Raw genomic sequence first — 12827 nt, 5'->3', positions numbered from 1 at the left:
TTAATTAACACTCATTTTCAGCGCTGCCGCGGTAGGCAGCGGGGTTAGTACCAATGCCATTAATAACATGGCTAATAAAATATTGATTTGCGCGGTTACCGGCAGACCGCTGGCGGCCCTATCGACGGCGCTGCTGGCAAAAATCAGCACCGGTATGTACAGCGGCAACACCAGCAGTGACAATATCATGCCGCCGCGACGCAAACCCACCGTCAAGGCGACGCCGATAGCCCCGATCAGGCTCAACAACGGCGTCGCCAAAATCAGGGTTAGCCATAATGTCGGCATGGCTTGTTCGGGCAAGCCTAAAAATACGGCAAGCAAAGGCGCAACCAATAGCAGCGGTAAACCGGTCACCAGCCAGTGGGAGGTAACTTTTCCCAGCACCAATACGGACAACGGATGCGGACTGAGCAGCAACTGTTCCAGCGAGCCGTCTTCAAAATCTGAGCGAAACAAGCCGTCCAGCGATAATAAAGCCGCCAGTAGTGCGGATACCCAAATTACGCCGGGCGCCATGGCTTGCAATAAATTAGGCTGCGCACCGACCGCTAATGGGAATAAAGTCACTACCAACACGAAAAAGAACAAAGGGTTGGCCGCTTCCGCACGCCGGCGAAACGCTAACAACAAATCCCGACGAACAATGGCAAAAAAAGCATGAATTAAAGACATGAGTCCAAATGAATACGTTGCAGACTGAGATGGGACAGGCTTAAGTCATGATGAGAGGTCAAAATCACCATGCCGCCGTTTTTGACGTGGTCGTCCATTAAAGTTTCAATCAGCTCTATACCTTGTTTATCCAGCGAAGTAAAAGGCTCGTCCAGAATCCACAAAATATTGTGTGTGACCAGCAGGCGGGCCAGGGATAAACGGCGTTTTTGCCCGGCGGATAAAGTTTGCACCAAATTGTCGTCGTACCCGGCCAGTTGCACTTTTTGCAGGGCCTGCTCGATGGAATAATGACCGGGTTGACTTAATGCCAGTGCAAATCGCAGGTTTTCCAGCACCGTAAGTTCTTTTTTGATGCCATCGGCATGACCGACATAAGCCATATCGGCAAAATACGAGCTACCCGCCAGCGGCTGACCAATCCAGTAAATTTGGCCGCCATCGGCTGGGCGGAAACCGCATAAAATCCGTAATAATGTAGTTTTGCCACTGCCGTTACTACCCTCCAACAATAAAACCTGGCCCCGTTGTAAGCTAAAACTCAAGCCTGAAAACAGCTGTCTGTCGTCGCGACTACACGATAACTCGGCTATATCCAACTTAGCTGAATGCGAATATTCCATCAATTTCCATCTAATCCCATATTAAGAGACGCTCATTTTATCAATAAAATGTACTTGCATGGTGAACCGCGCTAATCGCTTGCTTGAGTTTGCCGATAGATGCCGCTCCTCTAAGCGGTGCTCATACCAAATAACCCGGACGCGCGGAAAGCCCCTGCCTAGCAAATTCGGCACAATCCGACGTAATGGAAAATTATTGATAGGCGCAATAATAGCCCGACTCAAACAGCCTTATAATGAATGGCTACGCATCTTTAATTCATAATTCGATGACTCTGACGCCGCATATTCGCATTGAGCGCCTTATCATTCTCAGTCGCGCGGGTTTAGCGAGTTTTTCTTGGCTGGCCGGCTGGCTTGACCCAATAGGGCCGGAAGAAACCGCAAAGCTAACCCAATGGATATTGGTGTTTTATCTAAGTTATTCCTGGTCTTTGCTGATTATTTTAAAGCTGTTTCCATTACAAACTAAATACATTGGCCTTGCGACTCATTTTTTTGATGTACTCATTTTTACCGCTCTTATCGCCATCACTTACGGCGGTTCAAGTCCGTTTTTTACCTATTTCATTTTTGCCTTGTTTGCTGCCGCGCTACGGTGGCAAAAGTCGGGCATTCTTTGGTCTGCGTTGGCTTTTCTTTGTTTATATAGCGGTACCGGCATTTTCTTGGATCTGAATTTGCAGCTGGACAGCAGCGAACTGGAACTGAATCGCTTCATCATTCGTAATGTGCATCTAATCGTAGTGTCCTTACTACTGATTTATTTAACCACCTATGAAAAAAATATTCGCACGGAACTCGGTAAATTGAGTGAATGGCCGACTTTCGACTCGAAGGATAACGATTTGGAGTCGTTTATCTTCGATACCCTCAGTTACGCCACGGAAACGCTGCAAACGCCAAGACTGTTGATGCTATGGGAAGAAACCGAACAGCCTGGCAGACACGCGGCATTATTGACGCAGGATCATTTTGACATGCAGCCTATCGGTCCGAACGTGTATCCGACAGCGGTACCGGAGATATTAAAAGGGTGTAATTTTCTGTGCAATGATTTGGCCGGCCAGCCGGCCAAGACACTTTGCGTGACTGCAAAAAGTCTCAAGTACCGTGCCGTTGTACCCTTGCAACCCGATCTGATTTCACAGTATCACATTAAAAGCGTAATCGGATTGGTGTTGGATGGCCAAGCATTTGTTGGACACCTGCTACTACTCGACAAACCCGAACAAAGCCTGGACGATCTTAATTTAGGGATTTTGGCAGCCCAGCAAGTGGCTTTACGAATGGATCAGTTTTTATTGTATCTGCAGCAAAAAAAGACGGCCGCCATCGACGAACGCATCAAAATGGCTAGGGATCTCCATGATGGCGTGTTACAAACTTTGACGGGTATCGCCTTGCAAGTTAAAACCATTACCCGAACACTGGAGTCCAATTCCGATAGCGCCCGTCAAGGCTTGGAAAATCTACAATCAATAATCCGATCGGAACAGTCCAACCTGCGCCAATTTATCCAACAACTAAAACCGGCCGCAGCGGAACATCGTTTTCAAATCAGCTTAAATGACCGCTTACGCGAATTGGCGGAAACCGTATCTCGGCAATGGGGCCTTGAAGTCAGATTGTCCGAACAATCGAATCTTTGCCCGCTCAGTCGGGTGGACGATGTGTATCCTATTGTTCGCGAAGCCATCATCAATTGTGCCCGGCATGCCGACGCCGGTTATGTTGAGTTATCGACGCATATCGGCGCGGAATGTCTGCATATCCACGTATTCGACGACGGACATGGCTTTCCCTTTACCGGCGATTACGATTTGGCGCAATTAACTAAAACTAAGCAAGGCCCGAAAACCATTATGGAAAGGATATTATCGTTGCAAGGCAACTTAACAATACATTCCCATCCAAACGGTACTGAATTGGATATCAGCCTACCCTTGAACGCCAGCAAGCAGCGCCATGACGAGCGCCCGCTGGAAACAAATTTACCGAGGGAGCGCAACCGATGACAATCAGATTAATTCTGGCCGACGACCATCCCCTGGTGTTGAACGCCTTGCAACAATTATTCGTTACCGAGGCGGACTTCGTTGTTTTAGAGTGCTGCGATAACGGAGAATCGGTCATGCGCAGTGTTAACGAACATAACCCGGACCTAGTTCTGCTCGATCTGCGCATGCCTAAAATGGATGGCATCGCAGTGCTGAGAGCTTTAAAACAGCAGAAAAACCCAGTCAAGGTAGTCGTGCTTACCGCCGGTGTAGATGAAGATGAAGTTCTGGCGGCGATTCAATTTGGCGCAAGTGGCGTGGTCTTAAAAGAATCGGCTCCCGAACTGTTAATAGAGTGCGTCAGAAAAGTGCATGCCGGCGGAAAGTGGCTGGAAAAAGACTCGGTGTTACGTGCGCTTGATAAATGGGTAAACCAAGAAGAGGATTTACAACAAACCAGACGTATATTGACTACGCGAGAAATCGATTTGATAAAGCGAGTCGCTAATGGTTATAGCAATAAGAAAATAGCCGAGCAATGCTTTATCAGCGAGGGAACAGTCAAAGTCCATTTACATAATATTTTCGAAAAATTAGGCGTTAAGAATCGAGTGGAATTATGTGTGTATGCGAGGGAAAGAAAATTGATGTAGTGTCGCGGATTACCCGGTTTTCTGGATTTGAGTTCGTGGGGGAGGCAATGCTTTACAAATCCTCCCCGCACTGAAAAATGGCTAATATTTACGCTTCGTTGATCCGAAAAAAACAATCAGTCCGCTAGCAAACAGCCAAATTGCCCCGGGTACCGGTACTGGGGATACTTCAAGATTATCAAAATTGTTGCGGGCATTACGACTATATGCGGTTGCGGAGCTTGCCGCGGATATAACACCTGTAATGATACCTGCGCCTGGGTTAAAAACCGCCATGCTGAAGGTACCGCTTTGCGAATCCGCAGTAGCCGTATTCCAATAACCTACCGGCGTGGAATAACTCGAAGCGGCGGACCCGGAATTAAACAGACCGGCATAACTGCCGTTTATCGCTATTGAAGCATTCGCGTATTCGACCATTCCTGAATCCCAATCGCCGTATGTTCCGGTAGCGGCCACACTCCAATTCATACTAATAAGTAACCAACCCTTGCCGGTTAACTCAAAGCTGCCGCTATTGGACGCACTCGAATTCGCATAGTTATAGCCGGATACGTCGGTTAAACCTGCCTGACTTGAGGCGTCCGCGGACAAGATTACGTTATTGCGCAAGGCATTTCCTTGGGTGAAGTCGGTGTCAGCATTGGCGAAAATCGTTTTGGTAAACCCGTAACTGGTTCTACTGCTGGTGTCGAAATCGTATGGATCGACCTTTGTAGCGGTCGATGTTACCGAGCCGGATTTTGATGTCCAATTCAACAACGGTATATTTATACCGCCCGATAAATCGATTAGTTGAAAGCTTAAATTATCCCAATCAATAATAGCCTGGGCGGAAGACGAGGCTGATACAACATCAACCCCACCAAGACTAATAGCCGCAGCCAAAAGAGCAGCAGATGTTTTGTTCATACAATTCCTTTTTAAAATGCCGATTAGAAAATAAATTATATTTTGCAAGGACAAATTAACAATAAAATACAATCAGCATCATATTTATTTGCCTTACGAAGTTATTATCAGGCCTGTCAGGCGAATTTTCCATATAGACAAGGCAATAAAATAATATTACTTTCGATATATATTGCCGGTGTAAAATTATTTAAAAATACTGGTTGTACAAATATCATTGCCAGCAACCAGGGATGGTTTTTTCATGAACTTTTACGATATCGCCTTGCCTGCTTCATCGATCTGTAAATCTGCGGCAAGCGTTATGAGTAATAAAACGTGAATTCTCCTCATCCCGGTGCTATCGTTAGGCCAGGATTGAATAGCAAATTCCGAAACCGACAAACCTGTTTCTGCGGTACCGATTTTTAAATGTGCTTATCATTTACTTTTTAAAATGGTCCGAACCAATCCTTATATAGTCAAAATAGTAGATATCGTTTTTGTGCTCGAGTAGCTATTGCAGCTAAACCGATACCAATCAACGCAAATGTTGTCGGTTCCGGAACCGTGTTTTCCACGCGTTCGCTAATATTAGTTAAGCCCTGATTTTCGGATAATGATGGTGTCGAATCAATTCCTGGCGTTGTTGAGCTTATATCTAACAATTGATACGTTAATTCGTCATCCAGATGAGTGTTGTTACCCGCGGATCCGTGATCGGTCGAATCCGTCTGTTCCAATGCGGCGATATATGTGTTACTGGAAGCGAACGCTGTGGCAATAGCTGAAATATAGCCGGAGGTCGTTCCCGTTCCCAGGTTTACAAGACCCATACTGAAAATGCCATTTTTTGATATTGAGCCTGGATTATTTAAATCACCGAAAGTTGTGCTGTACGCTGAGTTTGCCGATCCAGAGTTAAACACTCCATTATAGAACCCATTAATAGAAACAGAGGCACTGGCATATTCATTTATTCCTAACCCTGCATCATTGCTATAAACTCCGGTAGAAAACACACTCCAATCCATGTAAATTAGCAACCATCCCACGCCGCTTAATGAAAATACCCCGCTATTTTCGGCACTGGAATTGGCATTATTAGTGCCGCTTGCATTAGCAGTTTTACCTGTCTCGCTTGACGCATCCGCAGACAATAAATTATTGTTGCGGATAGCATTGCTCTGGGCAAATTCAGTTTCAGCATTAGTTGCAATATCTTTATTAAAACCAAAGCTACTCCTAGTGCTTTCATCATAGTCGTAGGGCGCTATAGATGTCGCATAGGAAGTTAGCGAACCGGATTTTGAAATCCAGTTTAATACCGGCGCATTTTGTCCATTCGATAAATCGATTAGCTTAAAACTGATACCATTCCAATCGATAATTGCCTGAGCGGAAGATGAGGCCAAGGCAGGCCCAAGCCAGCAGGATGCTGATATTAAAACAAATGCGCGAATAAATTTATTCAGCATCTAACTCTCCTTGAATAATATATGCAAATTAGGTTTGTTGAGTACCCATAAGGTAACGACAATAAATATTGTGATTTTAGATTCGCATAAATTATCAATCTCTAATGTCAATCAGACAATTTAACCAGAGGTATATATTGTTTAACTTTAGATATATATTTGTCCGATAGGCGTCGAAAGACGGTTTTGTGCCGCTGCAAGGCTAGGCGTCGGTGAAGGATGTTGCTAAGCTGAAATAAGGACGAGTTGCCAACTTGCCGTGGCAAATAACTCGCATATAAGTGCGGTCGGTATAGATACGCCGCCTCAGTCGGGCAGACGGCGGAAGAAATGATCAAATCCTATGTGCTGGCATCATTATCAATCCAATCCGAACCAATAATATTTAAGAGGGCGCCCCGAACACGCGCCGTTCAGTCAACGCGTCTTCGGGTTGTTAGGCCGATTCGGACCCAGCCGCTTTAGTGGCTGGTTGTTTTATTTTTTCCAGGTAAGATACTGAGCACTCAGATTGCGGCGATAAGCCAAGCCGGGTTATTTTTATATTCATCCCCCCACGCATTTGAAATCACTTCCCCGCTTGTCGAGGTGGAATAAGTTCCTTTTATGCGATAATGCCCGAGCTTTTGAATAATGCATAACACCGGAGATTTTGCATGACCGCATTGATAGGCATCATCATGGGTTCCACTTCCGATTGGGAAACCATGCAACATGCTGCGCAAACCTTAGAGCATCTTGAAATTCCCCACGAGGTTGAAGTGGTATCGGCGCACCGTACGCCAGACAAGCTGTTTCAATATGCCGAGAATGCCGAAAGCAAAGGTTTGGAAGTCATAATCGCCGGTGCCGGCGGCGCCGCGCATTTGCCCGGCATGACCGCCGCCAAAACGGTGCTGCCGGTGCTGGGCGTGCCGGTGCAATCCAAGGCTTTAAACGGGATGGATTCATTGTTATCCATCGTGCAAATGCCGGCCGGTATTCCCGTGGGTACGCTGGCGATTGGTAAAGCCGGCGCCATTAATGCCGCTCTGCTGGCCGCATCTATTATCAGTAATAAACATCCGCAATACCGCCCTGCCCTGGATGTTTACCGCCAACAACAGACTGATAACGTCACCGCAAATCCCGATCCGCGCCAGGTGCAATCATGAAGGTCGGCATTTTGGGTGGCGGCCAACTCGCCAGAATGATCGCTTTAGCCGGTTATCCTTTAGGTCTGAAATTTATCGTGCTGGACCCTGATGAAAATGCCGGCGCCTCGGGTTTGAGCGAACATTTACACGGTGCTTATGATGACCCGGCTTTATTGGCACAATTAGCGGAAAAAGCCGATGTGGTGACTTATGAGTTTGAAAACGTACCGGCGCATGTGGCCGAGTTTTTAGCCAGCCACACGAGCGTTTATCCGCCCGCCAATGCATTGGCGATCGCTCAAGACCGCCTTTTGGAAAAGAATTTTTTCAACGAAATCGGCATAGGCACCGCACCCTATGCGGCGATTGACAGTCTGCGGGATTTACAACTAGCCATGCCCGAGATAGGTTATCCGGCCATTTTGAAGAGCCGGCGCATGGGTTATGACGGCAAAGGGCAAGTGGTCTTGAAATCCGCGGTCGATTTGGAGACGGCCTGGCACTCGATGCAAGGCGCTCCCTCCATTGTGGAAGGTTTTGTACCGTTTCGGCGTGAAGTCTCCATCATCGCCGCCCGCCGCCCGTCCGGCGATATCGTGTTTTACCCGTTATCGGAAAACCGGCACAGCGGCGGCATTTTACGAATCGCCACGGCCTGTCACGGCGATGCCGAGCAAGCCATGGCTGAAGACTACGTGCGCCGTCTACTGGAAAAACTGGAATATGTGGGCATCATTGCGCTGGAATTATTCGATGTAAATGGCCGATTATTAGCCAACGAATTCGCGCCACGCGTGCATAATTCCGGACATTGGAGCATAGAAGGCTCCGAAACCAGTCAGTTCGAAAATCATCTGCGGGCTATTTTGGATTTGCCCTTAGGGACTACTCAAACCCTGGGCTACGCGGCGATGGTCAATTTTATTGGTGGCCTGCCAAATACTCAAGAGCTGCTAAACTTAGGTCACGCCCATTTACATCTATACGATAAAATGCCGCGCAAAGGCCGTAAAGTTGCCCATGCCACTGTTAGATGCGAGGATGCGGAGGTCTTTAATACCACCCTGGAAAAACTTTCCGCGATGGCAAAACGGGTCGATAATTCATAAGTTTGTTATCCGAGATCGCTTGAATAACCACCAGGCTATATGGCCTGACTTTAAATGGAGTTATGAATGATTGAACACATGATTAGACATTACAACATTTTGTCTATCGTCGGCAATATCATCACTGTCCATGTCGACAGCCATTCCGCTCAGCAAGAGATTACCACCCGATTTGGCGATTTAGCCCAAATCGAGGATGGCAATGGTGCTCAATCCTTGGCGCAAGTTATCAAAATCGACGGCAGCAAGGTATCCCTGCAGGTATTCTCCGGCACTCGGGGCATTTCCACGGCGGCTTCGGTTCGCTTTTTAGGGCACGCCCTACAGGTCACCTATTCGGACAACATCCTGGGCCGTATATTTAATGGCATAGGCGAACCGATGGACGGTGGCTCGGACTTACAGCCCGATCCTAAAGTCACCATTACCGGCGCCTCTGTCAACCCGATGAAACGGGTATTAGCGTCTAAAATGATCCGCACTCAGGTGCCGATGATCGATGTGTTTAATTGTCTGGTGGAAAGCCAGAAAATCCCCATTTTTTCTATTGCTGGCGAACCTTACAACGCCTTTTTGGCCCGCGTCGGCATACAGGCCGATGCCGATATTGTGGTATTTGCCGGCTTGGGTTTGATTTTCGACGATTTCTATTATTTTCGCTCTCAATTCGAAAAGGCTGGCGTGTTTGCCCGTACCGTCATGTACTGCAATCTGGCTTCGGACCCCATCGTGGAACGCCTGTTGGTGCCGGATATGGCCTTAGCGGTGGCCGAACGGTTTGCCGTGGAAGAAGGCAAACGGGTATTGGTATTAATGACCGATATGACGGCCTATGCCGACGCCATGAAGGAAGTCGGCATTTCCATGGAGCACGTGCCTTCCAACCGCGGCTATATGGGCGATTTATATTCGCAATTGGCCAAACGATACGAGAAAGCTTGCGACTATAAAGGCGCCGGGTCGGTGACCATATTAACCGTCACCACCATGCCCGGTAACGACGTGACGCACCCTGTTCCGGACAACACCGGTTACATCACCGAAGGTCAGTTTTATTTACACGACGGCATGCTGGATCCATTCGGATCACTGTCGCGCTTGAAACAGCACGTGATAGGCAAGGTCACTCGCGAGGATCATGCCCAGATCATGAATACCATGATTCGTTTTTATGCCGCCGCCAACGACGCCGAACAAAAACAAGCCATGGCTTTTGATTTATCCGATTACGATCAAAAACTGCTGAAATTCGGCAAGCTGTTTAGAACACGCTTTATGGATATTAATGTCGCCCTTCCACTGGAAGACGCCTTGGATTTAAGTTGGCAAACCCTGGCGGAATGTTTTTCGGAGAATGAATTACTGATGAAGCAGGCCTTAATCGATAAATATTTTCCTAAGGCAAGTCATGGCCAGGCTATCGTTTAACAAAGCAGCGCTTAACAAGGAGAGCGGCAAGCTCAAGCGCTACCAACAATATTTGCCGTCACTGGAATTAAAACGGCAAAAACTGGTGGTCGAACGTGCGAAAGGGTGGTCGCAACTGGATAAAACCCAACAGCGTATCAAGCAATGCCAGCAGCTGGTAACCGAATCTTTGCCGATGCTGTCCTATCGCGATATCAACCTGAATCATTTAGTGTCAGTGGCCAGCGTTGAACTGGAGCAAGAAAACATCGTTGGCGTTAACCTGCCGGTTTTGAAAAGGGTGGAACTGGCCAATAAACCTTATTCGCCGTATTTAAAACCGCATTGGGTGGATAACGTGGTGGTGCAGCTGAGGATTATGTTGGAATTGCAATTGCAACAGCGGGTGGAACATCATCGTCTGCAACTTTTAAATGCGGCGGTTAAAAAAGTTACCCAAAAAGTGAATCTATTCGACAAGGTTTTAATTCCCAAAACGCAGCAAAATATCCGCAAAATCAGAATTTTTCTGTCCGATGCTGAACGTGCCGACGTGGTGCGGGCCAAAATCACCAAACAGTTACGCGCAATACCTGGAGATTAAATGGCTATCGTGAAATTAAAGAAATTAACTTTTTGCGGTGTACTCAAGGATAAAAACCGGGTATTGGAGCAATTGCAAAGTCTGGGCGAGTTACACTTGATTCCGCTCACACCATTACCGCCCAATCTGGAAAATCGGAATGAAAAACAGGCCGCTTTGCTGCTGCAAGCCTTGCGTTATCTAAACGATTGTCCGCGTAAACGCCACCAGGTCACCAACGATAAACACTTCAATATCGATCACACCGTCGAACAAGTCTTAAAACTAAAGAGTAAAACCCGCGAATTAAGCGACCGTTACGACGCCTTGCTAAAACGGATTCAGGAGTTAAAACCCTGGGGTAACTTCACCCTGCCTGAAAACAACCTGATGTCATGTCAATGCTTTTGGTTTTACATCATTCCCAAACGATTGATGGGGAAACTGAAAGACTGCGAATATGTTTGGCAAACCGTTTATCAAAACAATTTGTTCAGTTATGTGGTAGTAATTTCAGGGCAGGAACCGCCGGAGAATGCCCTGCCGGTGCCGCGTACCCATACCGGGTCTTTACCGCTATCGACGCTGCAGGATCAAGCCAGCGAATTGGAAATGGCTCTGGAAGACTTACAAGCACAACGCGAGTCCTACACCCGCTGGATCACCTTGTTGACTTTGCATTTCACCGAAAGCCAAAATTATGACGAATTGCAGCAAGCGCAAGCCATTACTCGTGATGAAATTGGCGTATTCGCCTTACAGGCCTGGTTGCCGGAAAAGCAAGTAGACCGTTATGCTCAGTTCGCCGATGAGCTAGGCTTGGCCCTTTTGGTTGAAGAGCCGTCTGCTGCGGATAACCCGCCTACTCTACTGGAAAATCCAGCCCCTTTCGCCGGGGGGGAAGATTTGGTAAATTTTTATCAAACCCCGGATTATCAAGGCTGGGACCCGTCGCTGATCGTATTTTTTTCCTTCTCTCTGTTCTTCGCCATCATTTTATCCGACGCGGGTTACGCCGGGGTATTTATGCTGATTTTAGCCTGGAAATGGCATAGTTTGAACAGCAAAAAAGGCCGGCGGTTACGCATGTTGGCAGCAAGCACTATCGGACTATCGTTACTATGGGGTGTGTTGTGCGGCAGCTATTTTGGTTATGATCCCGGCACCGGAAACTTATTAGGCCGATTCAAACTGTTCGATCTTAATGACTTCGACGGCATGATGCATTTGACGATTGCCATTGGGGTGTTACACATAGCTTTAGCCAATTTGGTCAAAGCCTGGCAACGTCGTCACTCCAGTCTGGCCCTGGCTCCTATTGGTTGGATCGGCTTGGTTTCAGGGGGCTTCTGTCTGTGGTTAGCCCAAACTGAACAATCGCAATCTTACTTGATGATGGGGAAAGGCCTATTGGTGTCAGGCGCCGTGTTGTTGGTATTGTTCAGCAGCGAGCGGCGTGTGCGGCGCTGGAGCGACTGGTTCTGGCGATTACTGGACGGCTGCAAAAGCCTGATCGGCATCACTCAATTATTTGGCGATGTACTCAGCTACATGCGGTTGTTTGCTTTGGGTTTGGCCAGCGCTTCCTTGGCATTGACATTCAATCATCTGGCCGAACAGGTCTTGCGCGACATGCCTGGCCCCGGTTTGTTATTCAGTATCCTGATCTTATTATTAGGGCATTCCCTCAATTTGTTACTGTGTATTCTGAGCGGCCTGGTGCATGGGCTGCGTTTAAATTTTATCGAATTTTATAATTGGAGCGTTTCCGATGAAGGTTATCCGTTTAAAGCATTTTCCAAAAAAGGAGTCGATTAATGGCTGAGTTACTGGTTATTTTAGGTTGGATCGGATTATACGCGCCGATGGCATTGGGCGCGGTGGGCAGCATAATCGGCTGTTCGATTGCCGGTCAGGCGGCAATCGGCGCCATGCTGGATACCGAAACCGGCCATGGCCGTTATATCGGCGTGTCGGCCATGGCGTCTTCGCAGGTCATTTTCGGCATCGTGGTGATGTTTACCCTGAATCGCCCGGTGAATATCGATAATGCCGCCGGTTTATTTTCGGTGGGTGTATTGTCCGGACTGGCCCTGATGTTCAGCGGCGTCTATCAGGGTCAATGTTGCGCGGCGGCTATCCATGCCTCCAAAGCCAAGCCGGAAATTTTTGGCTTATCCATCGTGCCGGCCGCTATTGTGGAAGGCTTTGCGGTTTTTGCCTTTATTTTCGCGCTGGTGATTAGCGGCGGCATACCTAAAGTATAAGGATG

General features: G+C 47.6%; 12 protein-coding genes. 8 read left to right on the top strand and 4 right to left on the bottom strand.

The features are described 5' to 3' along the window. Positions 1 to 675 (bottom strand): heme exporter protein CcmB, encoded by a 675-nt coding sequence (gene ccmB / locus M0R33_RS12330; protein WP_292569312.1) that lies wholly within the window; start codon positions 673 to 675, stop codon positions 1 to 3. Beyond that, on the bottom strand, positions 666 to 1298 hold the full coding sequence (gene ccmA, locus M0R33_RS12325; RefSeq protein WP_292569309.1) for a cytochrome c biogenesis heme-transporting ATPase CcmA: 633 nt from the start codon (positions 1296 to 1298) through the stop codon (positions 666 to 668). The genes ccmB and ccmA overlap by 10 nt, the downstream gene beginning before the upstream one ends. A 269-nt stretch (positions 1299 to 1567) precedes the next feature. On the opposite strand from ccmA, the gene M0R33_RS12320 reads away from it, so the two are divergent. Both M0R33_RS12320 and M0R33_RS12315 read left to right on the top strand, forming a co-directional pair. Further along, entirely contained in the window at positions 1568 to 3316 is a 1749-nt protein-coding gene (locus tag M0R33_RS12320) for a histidine kinase (RefSeq protein WP_292569306.1), read from the top strand. Then, the gene (locus tag M0R33_RS12315; protein WP_292569304.1) at positions 3313 to 3951 is read left to right on the top strand and encodes a response regulator transcription factor; all 639 of its coding nucleotides are present in this window, start codon (positions 3313 to 3315) and stop codon (positions 3949 to 3951) included. Before M0R33_RS12320 ends, M0R33_RS12315 begins: the two co-directional genes overlap by 4 nt. 81 nt (positions 3952 to 4032) lie before the next feature. Here M0R33_RS12315 and M0R33_RS12310 read toward each other — a convergent pair whose 3' ends face one another. Beyond that, positions 4033 to 4911, bottom strand: coding sequence for a hypothetical protein (locus M0R33_RS12310; protein ID WP_292569300.1), 879 nt, complete (start codon positions 4909 to 4911; stop codon positions 4033 to 4035). A gap of 413 nt (positions 4912 to 5324) precedes the next feature. Next, positions 5325 to 6320, bottom strand: a complete 996-nt coding sequence (locus tag M0R33_RS12305) for a PEP-CTERM sorting domain-containing protein (protein WP_292569297.1) — start codon at positions 6318 to 6320, stop codon at positions 5325 to 5327. 656 nt (positions 6321 to 6976) lie between these two features. Between M0R33_RS12305 and purE the strand changes: the two genes are divergently transcribed. From purE to M0R33_RS12275, 6 genes are all read left to right on the top strand, one after another. Continuing rightward, positions 6977 to 7474: a 5-(carboxyamino)imidazole ribonucleotide mutase gene (gene purE, locus M0R33_RS12300; protein ID WP_292569294.1), complete on the top strand. Its 498-nt coding sequence runs from the start codon at positions 6977 to 6979 to the stop codon at positions 7472 to 7474. After that, positions 7471 to 8565, top strand: a complete 1095-nt coding sequence (locus M0R33_RS12295; protein WP_292569291.1) for a 5-(carboxyamino)imidazole ribonucleotide synthase — start codon at positions 7471 to 7473, stop codon at positions 8563 to 8565. Before purE ends, M0R33_RS12295 begins: the two co-directional genes overlap by 4 nt. A gap of 66 nt (positions 8566 to 8631) precedes the next feature. Then, positions 8632 to 9993 carry a V-type ATP synthase subunit B gene (locus M0R33_RS12290; protein ID WP_292569288.1) on the top strand — a complete coding sequence of 454 codons (1362 nt, stop codon included), beginning with the start codon at positions 8632 to 8634 and terminating at the stop codon, positions 9991 to 9993. Beyond that, positions 9974 to 10576 (top strand): V-type ATP synthase subunit D, encoded by a 603-nt coding sequence (locus M0R33_RS12285; protein WP_292569285.1) that lies wholly within the window; start codon positions 9974 to 9976, stop codon positions 10574 to 10576. The genes M0R33_RS12290 and M0R33_RS12285 overlap by 20 nt, the downstream gene beginning before the upstream one ends. Beyond that, positions 10577 to 12373 (top strand): ATPase, encoded by a 1797-nt coding sequence (locus M0R33_RS12280; protein ID WP_292569282.1) that lies wholly within the window; start codon positions 10577 to 10579, stop codon positions 12371 to 12373. Continuing rightward, complete coding sequence (locus tag M0R33_RS12275; RefSeq protein ID WP_292569279.1) at positions 12373 to 12822, top strand: ATP synthase subunit C; 450 nt, start codon at positions 12373 to 12375, stop codon at positions 12820 to 12822. Before M0R33_RS12280 ends, M0R33_RS12275 begins: the two co-directional genes overlap by 1 nt. Positions 12823 to 12827 lie beyond the last annotated feature (5 nt).

Origin of the sequence: Methylomonas sp., assembly GCF_023228165.1 — a bacterium.
GTDB lineage: Bacteria > Pseudomonadota > Gammaproteobacteria > Methylococcales > Methylomonadaceae > Methylomonas.
The sequence above is the reverse complement of the archived record's forward strand: the minus strand, read 5'-3'. Positions and strand labels throughout refer to the sequence as shown.

Bases quoted from the DNA above. Each gene is read 5' to 3' on its own strand.
- ccmB (WP_292569312.1), bottom strand. From the start codon at position 675: ATGTCTTTAATTCATGCTTTTTTTGCCATTGTTCGTCGGGATTTGTTG.
- ccmA (WP_292569309.1), bottom strand. From the start codon at position 1,298: ATGGAATATTCGCATTCAGCTAAGTTGGATATAGCCGAGTTATCGTGT.
- M0R33_RS12320 (WP_292569306.1), top strand. From the start codon at position 1,568: ATGACTCTGACGCCGCATATTCGCATTGAGCGCCTTATCATTCTCAGT.
- M0R33_RS12315 (WP_292569304.1), top strand. From the start codon at position 3,313: ATGACAATCAGATTAATTCTGGCCGACGACCATCCCCTGGTGTTGAAC.
- M0R33_RS12305 (WP_292569297.1), bottom strand. From the start codon at position 6,320: ATGCTGAATAAATTTATTCGCGCATTTGTTTTAATATCAGCATCCTGC.
- purE (WP_292569294.1), top strand. From the start codon at position 6,977: ATGACCGCATTGATAGGCATCATCATGGGTTCCACTTCCGATTGGGAA.
- M0R33_RS12295 (WP_292569291.1), top strand. From the start codon at position 7,471: ATGAAGGTCGGCATTTTGGGTGGCGGCCAACTCGCCAGAATGATCGCT.
- M0R33_RS12290 (WP_292569288.1), top strand. From the start codon at position 8,632: ATGATTGAACACATGATTAGACATTACAACATTTTGTCTATCGTCGGC.
- M0R33_RS12285 (WP_292569285.1), top strand. From the start codon at position 9,974: ATGGCCAGGCTATCGTTTAACAAAGCAGCGCTTAACAAGGAGAGCGGC.
- M0R33_RS12280 (WP_292569282.1), top strand. From the start codon at position 10,577: ATGGCTATCGTGAAATTAAAGAAATTAACTTTTTGCGGTGTACTCAAG.
- M0R33_RS12275 (WP_292569279.1), top strand. From the start codon at position 12,373: ATGGCTGAGTTACTGGTTATTTTAGGTTGGATCGGATTATACGCGCCG.